The sequence below is a fragment of the Neisseria sp. 27098_8_158 genome (genome assembly GCF_041433145.1).
Lineage (GTDB): Bacteria > Pseudomonadota > Gammaproteobacteria > Burkholderiales > Neisseriaceae > Neisseria > Neisseria subflava_E.
Genome location: NZ_JAPWAZ010000001.1, coordinates 640,071 through 661,248, shown reverse-complemented (window position 1 = coordinate 661,248; position 21,178 = coordinate 640,071). Strand labels below are relative to the sequence as shown.

Genomic DNA, 21,178 nt, shown 5'->3' with positions numbered 1-21,178 from the left:
CGCAAAACCATATTTCAAGCTATCGGCAGAAAGGTTTTAAGTTGGCGGCAATCCGTCTTTCAGACGGCCTTAAGCGGGGCAATATCTTTTAACAATGAAGCCTATCCGCTCGGGCTTGCCTGCTTTATAATGCCTCTCTATTTTCAACCGGATACGCAAGGAATGATAATGACCAAACATCTGCCCCTCATCGTACTGACTACGCTGGCGCTGGCCGGCTGCGGCGGCTCGGACAAAACTTCTGCCGACAAGGCGGCTCAAACCGATAATCAAAAGGTATTGAGCATTTACAACTGGTCGGAATATGTTGATCCCGAGACGGTTGCCGCGTTTGAGAAAAAACACGGTATTGCAGTAACTTACGATGTATATGACAGCGATGAAACGCTGGAGAGCAAGGTGTTGACCGGCAAGTCGGGTTACGACATTGTGGGTCCTTCCAATGCGTTTGTCGGTAGGCAGATTAAGGCAGGTGCGTATCAGAAAATCGACAAATCCCTGATTCCCAACTATAAAAACCTCAATCCACAACTGATGAAGCTGATGGAAGGCGTTGATCCGAATCACGAATACGCCGTTCCATTTTATTGGGGGACTAATACTTTCGCCATCAATACCGAGCGTGTGAAAAAGGCTTTGGGCACGGATCAGCTGCCGGACAATCAATGGGATTTGGTGTTTAACCCCGAATACACGTCCAAACTCAAGCAATGCGGCATCAGCTATTTGGACAGTGCGGCGGAAATTTATCCTATGGTGTTGAACTATATGGGTAAAAATCCAAACAGTAGCGAAACGGCTGATATTAAGGCGGCTACGGAAGTCTTGAAGAAAAACCGTCCGTACATCAAGCGCTTTACCTCGTCCGGTTTTATCGATGATTTGGCGCGCGGCGATACTTGCGTAACGATTGGTTTTGGCGGCGATTTGAACATTGCTAAACGTCGTGCCGAAGAGGCGGGCGGCAAGGAAAAAATCCGTGTGATGATGCCGAAAGAAGGCGTGGGGATTTGGGTAGATTCGTTTGTGATTCCGAAAGATGCCAAACATGTGGCCAATGCCCATGCGTATATCAATGATTTCTTAGATCCTGAAGTTGCGGCGAAAAACGGCAATTTTGTTACTTATGCGCCGTCCAGCAAACCGGCTCAAGAGCTGATGGATGAAGAGTTTAGAAACGACAATACGATTTTCCCAACCGAGGAGGATTTGAAAAACAGCTTTATCATGGTACCTATCCAGCCGGCGGCATTGAAATTTATGGTCCGTCAATGGCAAAGCGTGAAAGCAGGGACATAAGCTGATTTAAACGTATTAAGGCCGTCTGAATGGTGTAACCGAAATCCTTGATTTCGTTTTACGGCTGTTCAGACGGCCTTTGGTTTGTGTCAGATTGGCTTGGGTAAGGTTTAAAAACAAAGGGCGTGTCTATCAATCACGCCCTTTGTGTTTGCTTCAGACGGCCTTAGAATTTCACGCCTTTATGCAGGGCAACGATGCCTGCGCTCATGTTGTGGTAATCCACGTTGTCGAAGCCTGCATCTAGCATCATTTGCTTCAAGGTTTCTTGGTCGGGGTGCATACGGATGGACTCGGCGAGGTATTGGTAGCTGTCGGCATCTTTGGCAATCAGTTTGCCCATAATCGGCAATAGTTTGAACGAGTAGAGGTCGTACACACCTTCCAAAGGTTTGTACACTTTGGAAAATTCCAATACCAGCAGGGTGCCGCCCGGTTTCAATACGCGGTACATTTCTTTCAGCGCGGCATCTTTGTGCGTCATGTTGCGCAGGCCGAATGCGACGGAAACCAGATTGAAATAGTTGTCGGGGAACGGCAATTTTTCAGCGTCTGCCAACGATACGGGCAGAATCATGCCTTCGTTGAGCAGGCGGTCGCGGCCGACCGTCAGCATGGAGGAGTTGATGTCTGTCAGCCAAACTTCGCCTTCTTTGCCCACACGTTTCGCCCAGCCTCGGGACAAATCGCCAGTACCACCGGCGATATCCAATACTTTGTCGCCTTTTTTCAGGCGGGCGGTATTGATGGTGAAATGTTTCCAAACACGGTGCAGACCGCCGGACATTACGTCATTCATAATGTCGTAGTTTTTTGCCACGGAGTGGAAGACTTCGGCAACTTTGCCTGCTTTTTCGTCTTCGTCAACGGTAGAGAAGCCGAAATGGGTTTTGTGGTCGCTCATAGTGTCTGCCTTCTTAAAATAATACGGATTCAGATATCGAATACGTCGAAATCGCCAATCACTTTCGACGCGGGAAATATTGTTTGTGCCTGTTGTTCTAGCATCAGGCGTTGTTCTTCTTCGGTATAACGTGCGCTGATGTGGGTCAGGTAAAGTTGTTTCACATTGGCTTGCAAAGCCAGCTTGGCGGCATCGGATGCGGTCGAATGGAACACTCGTTCCGCTGTCTCTTCATCGCCTGCGGCAAAGGTTGCTTTATGCACCAAAACGTCTGCGTTTTGTGCGGCGCGTACTGCTTGCGGACGGGCTTGGGTATCGCCGAAAATGGCCACTACCCGTCCTTTTTTGGCGGGGAGAGGAATGCTTTGCTGTCAATGATTCTGCCGTCGTCCAATGTTACGGTCTTGCCTTTTTTCAGACGGCCTTTCCGCCGCAACCGCCGCTACCGCAGGAATGTGTGCGTTTGGGTTTTAAATCTTCTGCACTTGGCGTTCTGGACGCGCCGGCTTTTTCGAGGCGGTCGAGATAGTCTTGCCAAAGCGCGTCTTGATTGTGCGCCAGTCGGTAGAGATAGTCCCAGTCGTAAAGGCCGCTGTCGTGGCCGTCTGAAAAAGTAATTTTCAATGCGTATTGGCCGACGGGGTCTAAATCGGTAATGCTGACTTCGGCTTTGCCTGTTTGCAAAACATCCTGACCTGGACCGTGTCCGCGCACTTCCGCGCTGGGCGAGTACACGCGCAGGTATTCGGCAGGAAGGCTTTTGGCACCGTCAACATAGACCAAAGTCAGTACGCGCCGCTCTTGCTGGAGGCGGATTTCTTGTGGGATTTTATCGGCTTGGGTCATGTCATGCTCCGTTCTTTTTACGCAAATAGGCAACGCGTACAGAAAAAATACCGCCAAGTACGGCAAACAACACGATTGCGTAGAGTGAAAGCCGTATCAGGCTTACTTGTGTGCCCGCCGTCAACCCCAAGGGCAGCAACATCACGGCAACGAACAGTAAAAACGCGGCCAACATGACGGCAATGCTGGCAAAGGCATAGCGGGTATTGGCTGCTGTTTGCGGATGTTTGGTCATGTTGGATAGCTTGCCGTAGGGTGGTGAGGCGGTATTTTATCAGCTTTTTGGTGCTTCATGCCGTCTGAAAACGGCTTTATTTCCATAAATAAAGTGTAATGGCGCGCCTGTCTTCGCCTTCGGGCATTAAGCGGATGCTGCTGCCTTTGCTTCCGTTGACACGGATAATGATGCCACCCGCCTGCCGCTCGATAATGTCGAGTTGGGTGTCGCGGTTCATGCGGTAGTTGTAGCGTTCGCATTGTTTTAAGCACCAAAAATCCTGCCAATGGATAAAATATTTTTGTCCGGACTCGATGGCCAGCGTTTCGCCGCCTTTGACGATGAAGTAAGGATAATCGGGTTTTTGTGTGCTGAATGTCCATTCGGTCGTTCGGTCTTTTCCGTTTTGACGGTATTCGAACACGGCACGGTAGTCGGTGTCGTATTCCAATGGCTGTAAAGGAAATAGCGCAAATTGGCGTTCGCTCAGGAGGCGGTTTGGGTCATTATCTTTATCTAAGATTTTGACGTCTCTGATTTCTTTTGTGTCCCGATACAGTTTGAACGAACGCATTTTGACCGGAGGCGATTGTTCTGAGAAGGCGATGCTGACCGGATTGCCGGTCATTTCATAATGCGGCATAGGGTCGGGACGTTCGCCGTGGAAAACCGGCGAAGCAAAGTTGCCTTGCGGATAGGTAATGTAAGGCCGGAGTTTGCGGTTGGAAATTTCATCCGCATAAACAATGGCATGACCATGACAGGCATCTTGATAAAACGAACGGCTGAGGTCGGATAGGGGGCGGTTTTTTTGGCAGAGGCTGTTGAATCTGCTGTCGCCTTGATTGATGCTCAACGCGATTTGTTTGCCTTGCGATTCAAATGCCGCACCGGCCTCGTCGATATTTTGATCGAGCAAGGAGAGACGGTGGTAAATCGCCGTCATCAGATTGTCCAGTTGATGTTGGGCAGGAAGGTGGTCGTTGATTTTTTCGTTTGGCGGATGCTGGCCGGTACTGACGTTTTCATGCACGCCTTTATAGGCATAACCGGCTTTGCGTGTGCGGTCTGATGGGCGTGGGCCTGTATAAAAGGGATTGCGCGTATTGTGTTCATCATGGCCATCGTCAGGGTTTTGCAGCAGATAGCGAGCATGATTACGCGCGGCGCGTTCGAGTGTGGCTGAGTGCGCCAGTGCGGGCAGATTGGCTGAGGAGCGGAGGAAGTTTAAATACGCCAAGGCGTCAAAATCGGCAACGGCAGTACGATTTTGCGGCGGTTGGGCATAGATGAGTTGGTCTTCGGAATAGCGATGGGTTTCGTAGTATTGGAATATGCCGAGGGAGATGGCAAAACCACCCAGCCAGTAAAGAATGTGTTTCATTATATGTACTGCGTTCAGACGGCCTTGAGCTACGGCTCTTTCCCCTTGAAACTCATGCCGTTAAATGATTATTTTGATAGCGGCTTGACTTGGAATGCTTCAGGATGGGATTTGAAATATTCGACAGCGATAAATCCGCCGCCAATAATAATCAAGAGGGCAATGGCCATGCCGATCATCGCTAAAATGAATTTGTCCATATGTGTCCGTTTGAATGAAGGCCGTCTGAAACACTTGAAAGCGTTCAGACGGCCTTAAAGTCAGGTTAATTAACGTTCGATTTGCGATACGTCGCGTACTGCGCCTTTGTCGGCGGAAGTCGCCATTGCGCCGTAGGCACGCAGGGCTGCGGAGACGTAGCGGTCGCGGTTTTCCGGTTTCCACGCTTTGCTGCCGCGTGCTTCCATTTCGGCGCGGCGTGCGGCAAGCTCTTCATCGGAAATGACAAGGTGGATGCTGCGGTTTGGAATGTCGATTTCGATGGTGTCGCCTTCGTGTACCAAACCGATTGCGCCGCCTTCTGCCGCTTCAGGCGAAGCGTGACCGATGGACAGGCCGGAAGTACCGCCGGAGAAGCGACCGTCGGTCAGCAGGGCGCAGGCTTTGCCCAAACCTTTGGATTTCAGGTAGGAAGTCGGGTACAGCATTTCTTGCATGCCCGGGCCGCCTTTAGGGCCTTCATAGCGGATGATGACGATATCGCCAGCCACGATTTGGTTGCCCAAAATACCTTCTACTGCGTCTTCTTGGCTTTCAAACACGCGGGCGCGGCCGGTAAATTTGAGGATGCTCTCGTCCACGCCTGCGGTTTTCACTACACAACCGCGCTCGGCGATATTGCCGAACAATACTGCCAAGCCGCCGTCTTGCGAGTAGGCATGCTCAACATCGCGGATACAGCCTTTTTCGCGGTCGAGGTCGAGGGTTTTCCACATACGGTTTTGCGAGAACGCCTGAGTAGTGCGCACGCCGCCGGGAGCCGCTTTGAAACGCTCGATAGCGTGGGTGTTTTCAGGATTAGTCACGTCCCATTTTTCAATTGCGTCTTTCAGCGTCGGCGCGTGGATGGTGTATACGTCGGTGTGCAGTTTGCCCGCTTTGTCCAATTCTTTCAGGATGGCGAAGATGCCGCCTGCGCGATGCACGTCTTCCATGTAGTAGTCGTGGTTGTTTGGCGCGGTTTTGCAGATGCAAGGTACAACGCGGCTCAGGCGGTCGATGTCTGCCATTTTGAAATCGACACCGGCTTCGTTGGCGACGGCCAACAGGTGCAAAATGGTATTGGTAGAGCCACCCATGGCGATGTCCATGGTCATGGCGTTTTCAAATGCTTTTTTGGTGGCAATGCTGCGTGGCAACACGGTTTCGTCGTCTTGCTCGTAGTAGCGTTTGGTGATTTCGACAATCATGCGGCCGGCTTCGAGGAATAATTCTTTGCGGCCTGCGTGGGTAGCCAGATAAGAACCGTTGCCCGGCAGGGAAAGGCCGAGTGCTTCGGTCAGACAGTTCATGGAGTTGGCAGTAAACATGCCGGAGCAGGAGCCGCAAGTCGGACAGGCGTTTTGCTCGACTTCTTCGACTTGTTTGTCGCTGATATTATCGTCTGCCGATTCGATCATGGCATCAATCAAGTCCAAACGGCGTTCGGGCTGAATATTGGCCACGCCGATAACTTTACCTGCTTCCATCGGGCCGCCGGAAACGAAGATGGTCGGAATGTTCAGGCGCATGGCGGCAATCAGCATACCCGGAGTGATTTTGTCGCAGTTGGAAATGCACACCAGCGCGTCGGCGCAGTGGGCGTTGACCATGTATTCGATGGAGTCGGCAATCAGGTCGCGGCTGGGCAGGGAGTAGAGCATGCCGCTGTGGCCCATGGCGATACCGTCGTCAATGGCGATGGTGTTGAATTCTTTGGCAATGCCGCCGGCTTTTTCGATTTCACGGGCAACCAGTTGGCCCATATTGTGCAGGTGCACATGGCCTGGGACGAATTGGGTGAAGGAATTGGCAATAGCGATAATCGGTTTGCCGAAGTCGGTTTCCATTACGCCGGTCGCACGCCACAATGCGCGCGCGCCTGCCATATTGCGGCCGTGGGTAGAGGTTTTGGAGCGGTATTCAGGCATTTTTGTTCCTTTGTTTTATGCTGAGGCCGTCTGAAATAGGCTGAATATTGTGGCGGCCCGTTGTAGAAATAACTCTGTATTTTATACCAATTACGAGCGATGAAGCACGCTATTTTGTAATAAAACTAAACTGTATTTGCTTCACCTGAATTTGTTGCTCATTCTTTCAGACAGCCTGAAGTTTTCTTAAGATGAAACGCTGTCTTTCTTAGTTGCAAAAGATGATGGCATCAAAAAGTGATATGATAGGGAACTTCTCACATTTCTAAGGATAAGACGATGAAAAAAATCATGTTTGCATTGTGTTCAGCCATGCTGGCTTCTGCTGCGTCTGCCGCTGTTTATAAAGTGGACGAATTCCATGCTAATGCCCGCTTTGCCATCGACCATTTCAACACCAGCACCAACGTTGGCGGTATTTATGGTTTGACCGGTAATTTGGAATTTGACCGTGCCAAACGCCAAGGCTCTATCGATATCGTATTGCCTTTGTCCAAACTGCAAACCGGTTCTGACCACTTTACCCAGCATTTGAAATCTGCCGATATTTTCAATGCAGACAAATACCCTGAAATCCGTTTTGTATCCACCAAATTCAATTTCAACGGCAAAAAACTGCTTTCCGTTGACGGCAACCTGACCATGAACGGCAAAACTGCGCCGGTGAAACTCAAAGCCGACAAATTCAACTGCTACCAAAGCCCGATGTTAAAAGCAGAAGTGTGTGGCGGCGACTTCAGCACCACCATCGACCGTACCAAATGGGGCTTGGATTATTTGGTAAGTGCCGGTATGAGCAAAAAAGTTAACATCAATATCCAAATCGAAGCAGCCAAACAATAATCCTGCTTGATTTTAAAATAAAGGCCGTCTGAACAGCTTAGGCAGAAATCGTTGATTTCGTTTATCCCTGTTCAGACGGCCTTATGATTAAAGACGTTTAGGATTCTTTATTTTTATCGGCTTTGGCTGCCCAATAAGTTGCCAGAAGCGAGCCGGAGATATTGTGCCACACGCTGAACAATGCGCTGGGAACGGCAACAACCGGCGCGGCGGCAAAGTGTGCGGCGGCAAGCGCGGCGCCTAAGCCTGAGTTTTGCATACCGACTTCGATGGCCAGCGTTTTTTGTGCATCATAAGGCAGGCCGGTCCATTTGGCGGCAAAGAAGCCGAGCAGATAACCGATGCCGTTGTGGAGTACGACAACCGCGAAAATCAGCAGGCCGCTTTCAATAATCTTGCCTTTGCTGGCGCCGACTACCGCGCCGATAATCAGCACGATGGCGGCAACGGAAACCAGCGGCAGTGCGTCGGTCAGTTTTTCAGTTTTGTTGCCCAAGACTTTATGGACAATCAAGCCCAAAACGATGGGGAACAAAACCATTTTGACGATGGACATCAACATACTGCCCGCTTGTATTTCCAGCATTTCACCGGCAAGCATCAGGAAGATGGCGGGGGTCAGCAATGGGGAAATCAGGGTGGAAACCGATGTAACGGCAACCGACAAAGCCACATTGCCGCGCGCCAGATAAGTCATTACATTGGAAGCCGTACCGCCCGGGCAGCAGCCGACCAAAATCACACCGACTGCGATTTCGGCAGGCAGGTTCAACAGCTTGGCCAGCAGATAGGCGGTTGCTGGCATGATGGCGAATTGTGCAATCACGCCGATGATGACGGCTTTGGGGCGTTTGAACAAAATGTCGAAGTCGGAAGGTTTGAGCGTCAAGCCCATACCGAACATGATGATGCCCAGAAGCCAAGGAATGTAAGGACCGACCCATTTGAAGGTTTCAGGTGCGGAAAAAGCGATGCCGGCAAAGAGCGCTGCCCAAAGGGAAAATGTTTTTCCAATAAAGTTGCTGATTTTGTTGAGGGTATTCATGATGATATGTTGTGAAGTTGTTTCTAAGGGAAACCAAGGATACACGCCTTAACCTTAATTTGCAAAATGGCTTAAAATAAATAAGGCCGTCTGAAAATAAGGATTGATTTTCAGACGGCCTGCAATTTGTATTTATGATATAGACAGTATTACTCTTTTGATAAAATATTGCGCAGCCATCGGGCGGCAGGTGCGATTTCTCCGGCGAGCATACCGGTTTCGATTTGGCCGCTGTGTTTGATGACATCGGCCGCCGCACCATGCAGCCATACGCCGGCGCAGGCGGCTTGGAATGCCGGAATGCCTTGTGCCAGCAGGCTGCCGATAATGCCGCTCAAGACATCGCCGCTGCCGGCGGTGGCCAAACCGGCATTGCCGCTGGTGTTGGTATAGGTCATGCCGTCAGTTGCGGCAACTAATGTATGATGGCCTTTCAATACGACAGTCGCGCCATATTTTTGGCTGATTTCGGTTACGGCTTTGGGTCTGTCGGTTTGAACTGATTGGGTATCGGTACCGAGTAGGCGGGCGGCTTCGGCCGGATGAGGTGTCAGGATGATATGTTTGTACGATTTGAGGCGTTCGGCCAATTCGGGAGAACGGGCCAGCAGTGTCAAGGCATCTGCATCGAGCAATAAAGGCTGGTCGTGGTGTGTAGACAGGATTTGGGGCAGAAGCTGCTCTGATAATCCGTCCAAGCCAAAGCCGCAGCCGATTATGCGTGCGCTGACATCGTTGCGCTCCATCAATTGGGTCGCAGTAGCGAGCATAATTTCAGGGCGTTCGGGAATAATGGCAAAAGGCAGCATGGCTTGGTTGAAGCCTGCCCAAACCTTGCCGCATCCTTGATACATCGCGGCTGTGGCTGCCAAAACCACCGCGCCGCTCATTCCCGTTGCGCCGCCGATAATGGCAAGTGTGCCGTATGTGCCTTTGTGCGATTCTTGGGCGCGGGGGCGGAATACGTCGGGAAATGCTAAGGCCGTCTGAAAAGCTTGAAGCGATTCAGGAAGCGTGTAGATGGGCTGCATGGCGTAACCTTCCAAGATAAGAAATTTAATTTTAAATCAGAAAGTAAAAGGTAATGAAGCAAAAAATAAAAGTTTGGGACGCACCTACGCGCCTGTTCCATTGGCTCTTGGTGTTATTAATGGGATTCATGTGGTACAGCGCAACCCAAGGCGGCGATATGCTGGTATGGCACTTGCGCGGCGGCTTGTTGATGCTGGCGTTGGTGGTTTTCCGCTTGTGCTGGGGGATATGGGGCAGCGATACGGCAAAATTCAGCCAATTTGTGCGTCCGTTTTCCGAAATCCGCCGCTACACGCAAGGCCAAATGTCTGAAAACGAATTGGTCGGCCACAATCCTTTGGGCGCGCTGATGGTCATCGCTTTATTGGCCGCCTTGGTTTTTCAGACGGCCACAGGCTTATTTGCCGCCGATGAAAATACGTTTACCAATTCCGGTTTTTTGAATCATTTGGTCAGCGAACACGCCGGTACGCTGGCGCGAAAAATCCATGTCAATTTCTTTAATGTGTTAGCTGTTTTGGCGGGCGTACATATTGCGGCTGTTTTGCTGTATCGCTTTGTGAAAAAACAGGATTTGATTACGCCGATGATGAGCGGCTTTAAAACCATTGATGCTAAGCAGCCTAAATTGGCCGGAATGGGACAACTGCTTGCCGCTTTGTTGGTGGCGATTGCTTTAGTGTGCGCAGTATGGATGTTGCGCAGCTGATGTTTTAAGGCGGACACCCAAAAACAAACCGACCCCGATAGCTGCAATGGCTGTTGGGGTCGGTTTCTTTATTAGGGTTTAAAAGATGATGTTCAGACGGCCTTAACGCAGCGCAAGATGCTATGTCCGCGGCCGATGCCGTCTGAAATTTCCGCTACTTTCAATCCGGCTTTTTCAACGCAACGGATCAGGTCTTCAGAGTGGAAGATTTTGCTGTTGCCGTTGGCCATGGCAGTGAAATACAGGCTGGTCATGGTCAGACAGTAGGCGGCGGTTTCGTAGCGTTGTCTGTCCCAGAAAGGCTCCATGATGTAGAGGCTGGTGTGTTCGCTCATGGATGCGGCGGCGCGTTGAAGAATGCTGGTGGCTTGTTCTTCGGTGAAACAGTCCAGGAATTGGCTCATCCAAATTGCGTCAAAACCGGTTGGGAACGGAATTTCAGGATCAAGCAGGTTGGCCGGATGGGCGTGGATACGGTCTGCGCCGTTTTTGCCTTTGGTCGCTTCGCGCATCAAGCCGATTTGTTGCGGCAGATCCATGATGGTTACTTCGACTTCGGCATTGTGGTTGACGCATTGCTCCGCCCAGCGGCCGGTATTGCCGCCGACATCGAGCAGTTTTTTAACCGGTTTGGCGAACACGGTGTTGAGCGCTTCGGCGAAGGAGTTGTCGGAATAATAATGGTCGAATGCAAACCATTTTTCTTGCGCGATGCTTGGCAATGAAGACAAGCCTTCGTAAATGGTCGGCCAGTCGCCGAATACTTTCAGGCCTTCGGGCTTACCGGTTTGCAGGGTTTTTTCCAAATCAAACATGCCTAGGTAGCAGATTTCCTGCGTGAAATCCATGTTGACGCGGGCCATTTTGTCTTTGAGGACAAACCAACCGGCCTTGCTGATGAAATAGCGGTTGTCGCGAGTCAAGACAGTGCCGATAGACAGTGAAGCTTCCAGCAGGACTTGTGCCGCGTAGTTGCTGATTTTTGCTTTTTCAGCGATTTCGGCTTGAGTGAGGCCGTCTGGATGGTCGTTCAGCAGGTCCAGAATGCCAAATTTTACCATCAGGCGGGAAACTTGGAACACAATCGGTGCAAAAGCGATTTCTTGAGCCAGACGTTGAGCCTCGCCTGCGGACTGGTGTTCGTGGGAATAGCGTTGTTCTAGGGCGGGGAAGAGTTGCATATTGTTGGTTTTCCACTAAAAAGTTAATAGGTATATTCAGACGGCCTCAAACACAATCCGTCCTGATGCACACGGATGCTCTCCGTTGTTGATTTTAAAGCTCAGTTTGTTTTTACCTTCATCGTATTTCAGCTCTACCGACACTTCATCGTGAGGACGGATAAACTGCTGATATTTTAGATTTTCGATGCGGATGATGCGCTGTTTGCCCCATGGCTTGGGCGCGATCAGGTTGCGCACCCACTGCAGCTCGACAACGCCGGGAACCAGCGGGAAGGTGGCAAAATGGCCGCTGAAATAAATCAAATCTAAAGGCACGCGGCCGATGAAGGTTTCGGTATTGGTTTCATCGTCAGATGATGTTTTCGACCAAACAGGCGAAGTTTGGGCTACGGTAAAGGCCGTCTGAAAATCCGCCGCTGCGATTTTGGCTTGGGCATTGCGTGGCAGGCTGTCGGTAAAACGCCAGTAGCGCGGCAGGGCGATGGTGTCCTGCGTGGCGGCTAGGTGGCGTTTGAGCGTATCGGCAACCGCAGCGCGGCCTTTCTCGCGCAAGGCAGCGATACCGTCTGCGTTCAATGCCGCCCATATGGCAATACGTTGGTGTTGCGGATGACGGCCGCAGTGGGCGTCGGCAATCCAAGGGTGTTGTAAAAGTTCGTGTTCGATTTGGGTCAGCGACACGCGTTTGTCCTCAAATTTAATAATACGGTCTTGGCGACCGAGTAACAGAAAACAGTCATCTTGAGGCTCGATCAAATCGGCTGTTTGACGGCGTTCGGGCGACCAAGGCGAAGAAGCCCACAGTGCGCCTTCTTCGTTTTGCCCGATTTCCACGCCTTCGAAAGGCTGCCATTCTTGGTGTTCGCAACGTGAAGCAATCACGCCGGTTTCGGTACTGCCATAGACTTCAAACGGACGGACGGCAGCCTGTTGCAGCAAATCCGCCGTGGCTGCGGGCAATGCGCCGCCGGCCGAGACAATGCCTGCAATTTTATGGCCGATACTTTGCCAGTTGCGGTTTTCTCCCAAGCGGTTGAGTACGGCCGGGCTGGCAATCCAAACCACTTTATCATGCGCGGCCGTGCTGGAAAGCAGGTTTTCCGGATAAACCGCCTGCTGCCGCTCCATAGTCCAACCCATTGTCAGCGCGAGTGCGAAGCGGAACGTGAAGCCGTAAAGGTGTTGCGGAATCACGCTGCCGATCACGGTTTCACCGTGTTGTCCAAATGGCAGCGTATTTGCCAAAGTCAGGGCTTCTGCCTGCATTTGCGCGGCGGTTTTCACAATAATCTGCGCTTCGCCGCTGGAGCCTGATGTTTTCAGCCATGCTTCGGCATGGTCGGGAATCAGATGGTTTTCAGGATAGGTGCTCAGCGCTTCCGATTCTGTTTGAGTCAATACATCAGGCAAGTGCCAAATGTTCAGGCCGTCTGAAGACAGTTTTTTATCTGTTGAATCCGTTAAAAACACGTCTGCCGTTTTGCCCCAATCCAAATTGTCTTGTGCCAAATTGGGCAACAATAAAACCTTTCCGCCAGAATACCATACTGCCAACACGGCACAGGCAAACAGCGCGGCATCGTCAAACCACAACGCGGCCGTTTGCGCGCCTGCCTGTTTCAGACGGCCTGACAGATGAAAAACCGTACGGTTGAAATCAGCACGCGTCCAATTCGGATGCGTGGCGATAAGGTCGTGTTGGGGCAGGTCGGGGGATAAGATTCGGGTTAGGTGCATGATGGTTCTAAGGTTTTATAATTTTGATATATTTGCCTTGGTATCTTCTTTGAGTTGTGCCAAGCATTCATCGTATTGTTTGTTTGTCGTTTGGCGTACCAATTCGTAATCATTTGCCTGCCACTCTTCCAATGAATGGCTTTCACTTCTTTTGAAGCAATGGAGTAAGCGATCGGTTTTGCCGTTTTGTCCGTCTAAAAAAAGGCTGACTTCATTGTTCAGAAAGAATCGGTCTCGTTTATTAAATTTTTCATAAACCAAATAGAAACGGCCCGGTTGGACAAATAGTTTTTTATTGGCACTATTGCCTTTAAATGACCGTTTTGCCGCCCAATTGCGAACTTTGGGGGAGAATTGTTCAAAAACAGGATTCGTAAAATTCGGTTTAATGGGCTTCCCGCTTAAACTGTGTTTGCCCAGCAGGTCAGGGCCTTCATATCCAATATGATTGCTGTTGCGGGCAAGAATCAGTAATGCAAAAGTTGCTGTAAATACGGCTGTTTGTGCAGCTCTTGCTTTTACCGTATTGGATTTCCGAATAATCATCAAATTCATGCTGCTGGTTGTAGTATCGTCAGAATAACGATTGTGTATTCGGTCAATGACGGTCAGGTTTCCCGAGCGCGTTTTGATGGTGTGGCTGGCAACTTCCGTATAATTTTTCTTGTATTCGGCTTCTGCCTTTTCTTCAGGAGATAAAGGCGTTTTAGATGTAGAAGAGCATGCGGTAAATGTGAAGGAAATCAGGGTGAGTAGGATAATTTTTTTCATTATGGTTATTCGTCTAATTGATGAAATATTTTTAATAGATTAAACCTTCAAAACCAATTTCCGATAAATCCACTCTCCGGCAAATAAGATTCCCATTAACACATACGACACAATGCCTGTATAAGCCGCCCACCAGTCGTAATATTGCAAGCCTGCCAAAATGGCGGCGGTTGCGCCGTTGAAGATAAAGAACACGCACCAGATTTGCGTAACGCGCCGAGTGTGGTGCACACCTTCGGGCGGCAGGTTGGGGTGTTGCAATCGGGCGAGGCGTTCGATGACGGTTTGTTTGGCAAACAGGCTGCCGCCGAAAACGGCAAGCATCAGCGCGTTGACGGCAACGGGATACCAATACATCGAGTCAGGCCGTCTGAAAACCAGTACCGCCGCAAAAAAAGCGGTAAGGATAATTGCCGTAATGCGTTGGGCTGCAGTTTGCGGCATGGCGGCGCGTATCAGCCATAACACACACATGGCCGCGGCAAGCCAGAAAAATGCGCCATTTTCCCTGCCGTAATACCATAAGAGCGGATAGGCGAGGCTGGCGAGGGTAAGCAGGAGTTTTCCTAGTATTTTCATGGGTGTTGTTATTTTTCAGGCGAGTTTCGTTGAGGGGTGTCGTCTGAAAATGTCGGTGTAAGGGCGTTTGGGTGGCAGAGGTTTTCAGAGGATCACCTTTGAGCATTTCTGCAATATTGGGTTATTCGTTTTCTTCCTTATTTTTGCTTTTGTTAAAGTCGTCATATTCTTTGTGCAGTTTAGAATATGTTGGATAAAGCTTGGCGATGCGGTTACGGTTTTCCGAGGTGCAGAATTTTGCAACCTCTTCGGGTTCATGAGATTTCGGATAGCGGGAAAACATTTCAGTCTGCTCTTGTTTGGTCATTTTTTTGACCGTTGGGCAGATAGGGGACATTGCTGATTTACTGTTGACAAATCCAGCCATAGTCCATGCCAGCATCCCGTTACGTTGAGTTTCCTCGTTCGTGTTTTTTTCACAAAATTCCATATCGTTATACATATCCAATGAATCATGAATGACTTGCATACACTCGGCATGTGTCATTTTTTTGATGAGAGAAATTTCAGCGTGAGCAGATAAGGCAGGGAGTAAGAGAATAAGAGGAATGAGTTTTTTCATGGTGTTAGCTGCACATTAATGAGTAAGCGATAACTGTGGCTGACGATGTCGTGATTGATTTTCAGACAGCCTTGCGGATTGACAAGGCCGTCTGAAAATATGCTGATTCAAAGCGGAATCAGGAATCTTGTTGTACTTTCAAAACCGCTTGAACCACGTCTTCTACGGTACGCACATTGCGGAAGTCTTCGGCTTGCAGTTTGCGGCCGGTTTCGCGTTTGATGTGGTCGATAAGGTCGATGGCGTCGATGCTGTCGATTTCCAAATCTTCGTAGAGGTTGGTTTCGGGTTTGATGCGTTCCGGTTCGATTTCAAACAGGTTAACCAGTGCATCGGTCAGCAGGGTGCGTACTTCTTGTTCGGTCATCTTTTCTCTCCCTTATGCTTGGCGGCTCTTGACGAACTCGGCCAAAGTTTTGACGTTGGCAAAGTTTTCGCGCAGGTTGTCGTTTTCACCGTCTAGCTGGAAGCCGAAGGTTTTTTGTACGGCCAAACCAAGTTCCAATGCATCAACCGAATCCAGACCCAGGCCGTCGTCGCCGAAAAGCGGATCTTCGCTGCCGATGTCGGCAACAGTAATGTCTTCCAAGCCCAAGCTGTCGATGATTAATTGTTTGATTTGGTTTTCTAAATTGCTCATGTGGTTTTCCTTGTAAAATAGTCTTGCAGGTATTCGTTTAAACGGCGTGCGGCGATGGGCAGGGGTTTTTCTGCCAGCCATTCTTCCGGCAGGATGTCGTCGCCGACGGTAATTTCATAATGAATTTTTTGTGGCGGGATTTTGTACCACGGCTGCCCCTTTTTAAAATTGGGCGGCGTCATCTTGATGCACACGGGCGTGATGACTGATGCACTGCGCAAACCGAGTGATACGGCGCCGCGGTGCATTTTAACCTGTCCGTCCCAACCTGTGCGGGTGCCTTCGGGAAAAATTAGTAGGCTTTGCCCGCTTTTGAACACGGCATCGATTTCTTCCAGCATTTCCATACTTTCATCGTTGGGGATGTAGCCTGAAGCGATAATCTGGCTTTTCATGCTGGGGTTGTGCAACAGGTCTTTTTTAACCAGTACGTTTGGCTCGGAATAGTGGCTGATCAGCAAGACGACATCCAAAAGCGAGGGATGGTTGGCAAGAATGAGCTGGCCGGGTCTGCCGAGTTTTTCCAAGCCGTTGAAGCGGACGCTCAATACGCCCGACCATTGCAGGTAGCCGACGAAGAAACGCCAAACTTTGCCTATCATGCGTCTTGCTTCAAGTTGACGTTTGATGTCGCCTTTGGTCGATTTGAGCGTATAGGGTAAAAGTGCGATTTTGAACAATACGCCTGCAACGCCGAAAAGGATGAAGCCGAAGAGTGTGGCAAAAAAGCGACGGAAATAGTCTAAAGTCTTCATGCGTTTTTCTGCCAGTGCCAGTTTCTACCGGCATAGTGTTGCGTGTGTTGTCGGCTGTCTGAAAGCAGGAAGCGTACCCATTCCAAGCTGCTCCAGTAGGGCTCGACTGTTGTATCGTTAGGGTTTTCAGACGGCCTTTCGGATGTGGTTTCCAAGCTTAAGGTATAGTCTTCGCCCTTTGTGATGACCAGTGCCAATGCATAGGCAAACGGCGCACGTGTAGCCAAGACGGGATAGTCCTCTGACAACGGATCATCGGCGACAATCACTAAAACGGACGGCGCGCCGTCTTGCAAAAGCGCGAATGCCTCGGTCAGCGCGGTTTCAAAGGAATCGGCGGCAACGGCCAACGCGGTATGTTCGCTCATGTCTTTGCGCAACATCGACCATTGCCCAATCGTTGCGTTGTGGACGGATAGGCCGAATGAGGTCGGCGACACGGTATGCGTGTTCAAAAGCTCTTGCCATAATTCAAAGCTGCGGTTGCTTTCGCCGTCGTGCGAAACGTAAACCGGTACGCTTTCGGGATATTGGTCGGCCAGATTCCATGCGGCATCACAAACCAAGCGTGCCGCTTTTCCCAAGCGGCGGCGTTGCATAGGCGGCAAAAAGGAGAGCGAGGGTTTGCACTCCGGCAGGGAGGCGGTATCGAGTTTTCCCTGCGCCCAGTCCTGCCATTGCTCCGGCGTACTGATTTTGCTGGAGGAGGCCTGCCATGCGGCGATATTGAAGCTGAAACGGCAAACGTTTTGAGGCATGATGTCTTTCAATGTTTTACATTTTCATACATTGTAATGAAATGGGTTAGTAAAAGCTAGGCTCTGTTATAATGCATATTGTAACGTAATTTATTCCCGGATGACATTTTATGCCTTCAATACCGAGTGCCCCGATTTATGATGTGGCTTCGCTGCTTCCGCACAGCGGACATATGGTTCTTATCGACTGTGTGAAAGAATTTGGCGATGACTACACGGTTTGCCGTGCGCCGGTTGGCGATAAGCATATTTTGCTGCAGGACGGTGTGTTGCCGTCTATGGCTTATATGGAATTGATGGCGCAGGGTATAGGCGCGTTTGCAGGCATTGAGGCTTTAAAGGCCGGAGAGCCTGTCCGTTTGGGTTTTTTATTGGGAACGCGCAAGCTGGATTTGTTTGCCGATTCCGTGCCTGTCGGTACTGAGCTGGAAGTTAGGGCGCATGTGTCCATTCAGGATTTGGGCGGTATGGGCGTATTTGATTGCGAGTTGCGCTGGACAGATGCGCCGGAAGATGTGAAGCCTCTGTTGCCGCCGGACGGTTTGCTGGCAAAAGCCTCTTTAAATGTGTACAGTCCGAAAGACGGTCAAATCATTTAAACCGTTTACAAGGCCGTCTGAAAAGACAAAGATTCAGACGGCCTGTCGATATAGTGAGAAAACGTATGAGTGAAACTATTTTAATTACAGGGTCTAATCGCGGTATCGGTAAAGCCGTCGCGCTTGGTTTAGCGCAGGACGGCTTTGATATTGTCGTCCACTGCCGCAGCCGCCGTGATGAAGCGGAAGCTGTAGCGGATGAAGTCCGTGCATTGGGTAGAAATGCGCGCGTGTTGCAGTTTGACGTGTCCGACCGCGAAGCCTGCCGAGAAATTCTGACTGCCGACATTGAGGCAAACAGCACGTATTACGGCGTGGTGTTGAATGCCGGCCTGACGCGCGACAATGCGTTTCCTGCGTTTACTGATGATGATTGGGACTTGGTGCTGCGTACCAATTTGGACGGTTTTTATAATGTGTTGCACCCTTTGACCATGCCGATGATCCGCCGCCGAAAAGCCGGACGGATTGTGTGCATGGCGTCGGTGTCCGGTTTGACGGGCAACCGCGGTCAGGTCAATTACAGCGCGTCCAAGGCGGGCTTAATTGGCGCGGCAAAAGCCTTGGCGGTTGAGTTGGCAAAACGTAAAATTACCGTCAACTGCGTGGCACCGGGCCTTATCGATACCGATATTATCGATGAGAACGTGCCTGTCGAAGAAATCTTAAAGGCCGTCCCTGCTGCGCGTATGGGATTGCCCGAGGAAGTGGCGCATGCGGTGCGCTTTTTAATGGATGAAAAAGCGGCGTACATTACGCGCCAAGTGATTGCTGTGAACGGAGGTTTGTGTTGAATACCAGAAGAGTCGTTGTAACAGGTATCGGCGGTATTACCGCTTTCGGCCGTGATTGGCAAAGTATTCAGACGGCCTTTAAAGCCGAAAAAAACGCAGTCAAACACATGGACTGGAGCGGACGCTTTCCTGAATTGGAAGCGCAACTGGGTGCGCCGATTGAAGGCTATTCCCCTCCAGAGCACTGGACGCGCAAGCAGCTTAGAAGCATGGGGCGCGTGTCGCATTTGTGTGTCGATGCGGCGGAACAAGCCTTGATGGATGCGGGTTTGCTGGGTGATGAAAGCATTACAGACGGTCGTATGGGCGTGGCGTGCGGTTCGTCTGTCGGCAGCACCAAAGACATTGGCGATATGGGCGAACTTTTGATAACAGGCACATCGCGCAATTTCAACGCCAATACTTATGTGCGCATGATGCCGCATACGACTGCCGCCAATATCGGCATTTTCTTCGGTTTGAAAGGCCGCATTATTCCGACTTCGAGCGCGTGTTCTTCCGGCAGCCAAGGCATTGGTTATGCCTACGAAGCGATTAAATACGGCCTGATTGATATGATGCTGGCCGGCGGCGGCGAAGAATTTTGTCCGTCCGAAGTTTATGTTTTCGATTCACTTTATGCCGCCAGCCGCCGTAACGGCGAGCCTGAGCTGACGCCGCGCCCTTACGACAACGCTCGAGACGGCTTGGTCATCGGCGAAGGCGCAGGCATTTTCGTATTGGAAGAATTGGAACACGCCCGTGCGCGCGGTGCGAAAATCTATGCCGAACTCGTCGGCTATGGTGCCAACAGCGACGGCAGCCATGTTACCCAGCCGCAAAAAGAAACTATGCAAAAATGTATGGAGCTTGCGCTGAAAGACGCCGGTATTACGCCTGATAAAGTCGGCTATGTCAGCGGCCACGGTACGGCGACCGAAAAAGGCGATATTGCCGAAACATTGGCGACTGAGGCAGTGTTTGGTTTTGTGCCGATGAGTTCGCAAAAAAGCTATCTCGGCCATACACTCGGCGCGTGCGGCGCATTGGAAGCCTGGTTTACCATTGAAATGATGAACAACGGCTGGTTTGCGCCGACCGTCAATTTGGAAAACATCGATCCGCGTTGCGGCAAGGTGGATTACATCCAAACGGGCGGACGTGAGATTCAAACCGATTATGTGGTCAGCAATAACTTTGCTTTTGGCGGCGTCAATACTTCGCTGGTGTTCAAACGTTGGCAAGAATAATCATTGCTTGATGTTATGATTAAAGGCCGTCTGAAACTTATCTGGAGTTTCAGACGGCCTTTATTTTATTTAGAGCTTGAGATGCTTGCGAATTTTATTCGTTTGTTTTCTTCTGATTTAAATCCACCAGCCTTGTTCCGGCCAAGAAGTCATAGAGGAACTGGCGGTCGGGATGGAACAGGGCAAAGCCCCATGGTAGGATGAGCCAAATAAGCGCGGCGCCGAATGCGCCTTTGGGCGGTATATTGAGCAGATGACGCAATCCGGCGTAGGCAAATAGGGGAATGAAGACAATAAAAATGCTAGCCCAAATAAAGCGCAGGCGCAGTTGCGGCAGGGGCGGCTGGGTATCGTTTTTATCGGCTAAGCCGATTTTCCATGTCTGCATGGCGAGGGTTTGGCCTTTTTTGTGCCAGTTGGCGCGGAAGTAGAGCCACCATGCGTAGAACAGAATCAGACAGGTTGTCAGCATGGACAGGCGCGTGGAAACGGGATTGAGAAAGATGGCGACAATGCCGGCTGCAAGGGCAGCAATGCTGGTCACGGCGCCGGTCAGCAGAAGTTCGTAAACCAGTGCGGCAAGGCGGCGTTTGAGAGGGGCAGTGGGAAGACGGGTCATAATGCGATGGAAACGGAAATGGGTTTGATGGAAATAAAAACAGGCCGTCTGAAACGGAGTGGGATGTTCAGACGGCCTGTTACTGTCGGGATTAGCGATGTGGACGTTTTTGACCGCGTGCCTGTTGGGCAGCCATTTGGTTCATTTCCTGACGGGTCGGACGTTTTTTGAAGATGGCGTGCGCTTCGTCAACGGAACATTTTTGCGACAGGCAAACCAAGGTAATCGCGTCTTTTTGATGTTGACCGCCACTGTGGTACATGCGGCGCAGGTTGGCTTCGTTGATACGGCCTTTTTCCGGATCGATGTCGAATTTTTTCAGGCGCTCGAGGAATTGGCGTTGCTGACGGCGTGAAGTCCAAACGAAACCGCCTGCAGCAGCGGCTACGATGATGACGGACAACAGGATGGCCAGCGGCCATGAATCGACGATCAGAACGATGATGAGGCTTAATACGGCAGTGGTCAGCAGGGCCAGACCGCCGATGCGAAGTTTGGTTTTATTATCCATATGGTTGGTGTTTCCTTGTTTTTTGCTGGAAG

At 50.6% G+C, this 21,178-nt stretch carries 26 protein-coding genes; 6 read left to right on the top strand and 20 right to left on the bottom strand.

Translation table 11 applies throughout. From position 1 onward, the window contains the following. The first annotated feature begins 168 nt into the window (after positions 1 to 168). Entirely contained in the window at positions 169 to 1,299 is a 1,131-nt protein-coding gene (locus tag O3681_RS03220; RefSeq protein ID WP_371459259.1) for a polyamine ABC transporter substrate-binding protein, read from the top strand. A gap of 166 nt (positions 1,300 to 1,465) precedes the next feature. Here O3681_RS03220 and ubiE read toward each other — a convergent pair whose 3' ends face one another. From ubiE to ilvD, 7 genes are all read right to left on the bottom strand, one after another. Next, positions 1,466 to 2,203, bottom strand: a complete 738-nt coding sequence (ubiE, locus tag O3681_RS03215; RefSeq protein WP_137040673.1) for a bifunctional demethylmenaquinone methyltransferase/2-methoxy-6-polyprenyl-1,4-benzoquinol methylase UbiE — start codon at positions 2,201 to 2,203, stop codon at positions 1,466 to 1,468. 29 nt (positions 2,204 to 2,232) lie between these two features. Further along, positions 2,233 to 2,535 (bottom strand): ribonuclease Z, encoded by a 303-nt coding sequence (locus tag O3681_RS03210; protein WP_371459258.1) that lies wholly within the window; start codon positions 2,533 to 2,535, stop codon positions 2,233 to 2,235. 82 nt (positions 2,536 to 2,617) lie between these two features. Continuing rightward, complete coding sequence (locus tag O3681_RS03205; RefSeq protein WP_150537749.1) at positions 2,618 to 3,049, bottom strand: gamma-butyrobetaine hydroxylase-like domain-containing protein; 432 nt, start codon at positions 3,047 to 3,049, stop codon at positions 2,618 to 2,620. A 1-nt stretch (position 3,050) separates the two neighbouring features. After that, complete coding sequence (locus O3681_RS03200; protein ID WP_063068666.1) at positions 3,051 to 3,284, bottom strand: hypothetical protein; 234 nt, start codon at positions 3,282 to 3,284, stop codon at positions 3,051 to 3,053. A 76-nt stretch (positions 3,285 to 3,360) separates the two neighbouring features. Next, entirely contained in the window at positions 3,361 to 4,650 is a 1,290-nt protein-coding gene (locus O3681_RS03195; RefSeq protein WP_371459257.1) for a CAP domain-containing protein, read from the bottom strand. Between the two features lie 68 nt (positions 4,651 to 4,718). Further along, positions 4,719 to 4,850 carry a hypothetical protein gene (locus tag O3681_RS03190; RefSeq protein ID WP_256388404.1) on the bottom strand — a complete coding sequence of 44 codons (132 nt, stop codon included), beginning with the start codon at positions 4,848 to 4,850 and terminating at the stop codon, positions 4,719 to 4,721. 69 nt (positions 4,851 to 4,919) lie between these two features. Then, positions 4,920 to 6,779, bottom strand: a complete 1,860-nt coding sequence (gene ilvD / locus O3681_RS03185; RefSeq protein ID WP_003746398.1) for a dihydroxy-acid dehydratase — start codon at positions 6,777 to 6,779, stop codon at positions 4,920 to 4,922. A gap of 279 nt (positions 6,780 to 7,058) precedes the next feature. On the opposite strand from ilvD, the gene O3681_RS03180 reads away from it, so the two are divergent. Next, positions 7,059 to 7,622, top strand: coding sequence for a YceI family protein (locus tag O3681_RS03180; RefSeq protein WP_070585678.1), 564 nt, complete (start codon positions 7,059 to 7,061; stop codon positions 7,620 to 7,622). A gap of 97 nt (positions 7,623 to 7,719) precedes the next feature. On the opposite strand, the gene O3681_RS03175 is transcribed toward O3681_RS03180, so the two are convergent. Together O3681_RS03175 and O3681_RS03170 are read right to left on the bottom strand one after the other, a co-directional pair. Next, positions 7,720 to 8,667 (bottom strand): bile acid:sodium symporter family protein, encoded by a 948-nt coding sequence (locus tag O3681_RS03175; protein WP_063068664.1) that lies wholly within the window; start codon positions 8,665 to 8,667, stop codon positions 7,720 to 7,722. 149 nt (positions 8,668 to 8,816) lie between these two features. Then, positions 8,817 to 9,698: an NAD(P)H-hydrate dehydratase gene (locus O3681_RS03170; RefSeq protein WP_371459256.1), complete on the bottom strand. Its 882-nt coding sequence runs from the start codon at positions 9,696 to 9,698 to the stop codon at positions 8,817 to 8,819. A gap of 53 nt (positions 9,699 to 9,751) precedes the next feature. Between O3681_RS03170 and O3681_RS03165 the strand changes: the two genes are divergently transcribed. Then, positions 9,752 to 10,408, top strand: a complete 657-nt coding sequence (locus O3681_RS03165) for a cytochrome b/b6 domain-containing protein (RefSeq protein WP_371459255.1) — start codon at positions 9,752 to 9,754, stop codon at positions 10,406 to 10,408. 92 nt (positions 10,409 to 10,500) lie between these two features. On the opposite strand, the gene O3681_RS03160 is transcribed toward O3681_RS03165, so the two are convergent. The 9 genes from O3681_RS03160 to O3681_RS03120 all read right to left on the bottom strand — a co-directional run bounded on the left by O3681_RS03160 (position 10,501) and on the right by O3681_RS03120 (position 17,394). Further along, positions 10,501 to 11,589: a methyltransferase gene (locus O3681_RS03160; RefSeq protein WP_070615448.1), complete on the bottom strand. Its 1,089-nt coding sequence runs from the start codon at positions 11,587 to 11,589 to the stop codon at positions 10,501 to 10,503. Positions 11,590 to 11,625: 36 nt separating this feature from the next. Beyond that, on the bottom strand, positions 11,626 to 13,329 hold the full coding sequence (locus tag O3681_RS03155; RefSeq protein WP_371459254.1) for an AMP-binding protein: 1,704 nt from the start codon (positions 13,327 to 13,329) through the stop codon (positions 11,626 to 11,628). A 15-nt stretch (positions 13,330 to 13,344) separates the two neighbouring features. After that, on the bottom strand, positions 13,345 to 14,100 hold the full coding sequence (locus O3681_RS03150; protein WP_371459253.1) for a hypothetical protein: 756 nt from the start codon (positions 14,098 to 14,100) through the stop codon (positions 13,345 to 13,347). Between the two features lie 39 nt (positions 14,101 to 14,139). Then, positions 14,140 to 14,679, bottom strand: coding sequence for a hypothetical protein (locus O3681_RS03145; RefSeq protein ID WP_371459252.1), 540 nt, complete (start codon positions 14,677 to 14,679; stop codon positions 14,140 to 14,142). Between the two features lie 121 nt (positions 14,680 to 14,800). Further along, positions 14,801 to 15,241: a hypothetical protein gene (locus O3681_RS03140; RefSeq protein ID WP_128582558.1), complete on the bottom strand. Its 441-nt coding sequence runs from the start codon at positions 15,239 to 15,241 to the stop codon at positions 14,801 to 14,803. 118 nt (positions 15,242 to 15,359) lie between these two features. Beyond that, entirely contained in the window at positions 15,360 to 15,608 is a 249-nt protein-coding gene (locus O3681_RS03135; RefSeq protein WP_003680823.1) for an acyl carrier protein, read from the bottom strand. Between the two features lie 12 nt (positions 15,609 to 15,620). Then, positions 15,621 to 15,881 (bottom strand): phosphopantetheine-binding protein, encoded by a 261-nt coding sequence (locus O3681_RS03130; protein ID WP_003680822.1) that lies wholly within the window; start codon positions 15,879 to 15,881, stop codon positions 15,621 to 15,623. Then, positions 15,878 to 16,636 (bottom strand): 1-acyl-sn-glycerol-3-phosphate acyltransferase, encoded by a 759-nt coding sequence (locus O3681_RS03125; protein ID WP_049344240.1) that lies wholly within the window; start codon positions 16,634 to 16,636, stop codon positions 15,878 to 15,880. The genes O3681_RS03130 and O3681_RS03125 overlap by 4 nt, the downstream gene beginning before the upstream one ends. Continuing rightward, positions 16,633 to 17,394: a beta-ketoacyl synthase chain length factor gene (locus O3681_RS03120; protein ID WP_300482612.1), complete on the bottom strand. Its 762-nt coding sequence runs from the start codon at positions 17,392 to 17,394 to the stop codon at positions 16,633 to 16,635. Before O3681_RS03120 ends, O3681_RS03125 begins: the two co-directional genes overlap by 4 nt. Positions 17,395 to 17,504: 110 nt before the next feature. Between O3681_RS03120 and O3681_RS03115 the strand changes: the two genes are divergently transcribed. The 3 genes from O3681_RS03115 to O3681_RS03105 all read left to right on the top strand — a co-directional run bounded on the left by O3681_RS03115 (position 17,505) and on the right by O3681_RS03105 (position 20,016). Next, positions 17,505 to 17,993: a thioester dehydrase gene (locus O3681_RS03115; RefSeq protein ID WP_204787863.1), complete on the top strand. Its 489-nt coding sequence runs from the start codon at positions 17,505 to 17,507 to the stop codon at positions 17,991 to 17,993. A gap of 65 nt (positions 17,994 to 18,058) precedes the next feature. Further along, positions 18,059 to 18,787 (top strand): 3-oxoacyl-ACP reductase FabG, encoded by a 729-nt coding sequence (fabG, locus tag O3681_RS03110; RefSeq protein WP_300482616.1) that lies wholly within the window; start codon positions 18,059 to 18,061, stop codon positions 18,785 to 18,787. Then, entirely contained in the window at positions 18,781 to 20,016 is a 1,236-nt protein-coding gene (locus tag O3681_RS03105; RefSeq protein WP_300482618.1) for a beta-ketoacyl-ACP synthase, read from the top strand. Before fabG ends, O3681_RS03105 begins: the two co-directional genes overlap by 7 nt. Positions 20,017 to 20,110: 94 nt before the next feature. Here O3681_RS03105 and O3681_RS03100 read toward each other — a convergent pair whose 3' ends face one another. Together O3681_RS03100 and O3681_RS03095 are read right to left on the bottom strand one after the other, a co-directional pair. After that, a complete protein-coding gene (locus O3681_RS03100) occupies positions 20,111 to 20,635 on the bottom strand; it encodes an RDD family protein (protein WP_070608830.1) in 525 nt (174 codons plus the stop codon). 91 nt (positions 20,636 to 20,726) lie between these two features. Continuing rightward, positions 20,727 to 21,146, bottom strand: coding sequence for a hypothetical protein (locus tag O3681_RS03095; protein ID WP_107723365.1), 420 nt, complete (start codon positions 21,144 to 21,146; stop codon positions 20,727 to 20,729). Between the last annotated feature and the right edge of the window lie 32 nt (positions 21,147 to 21,178).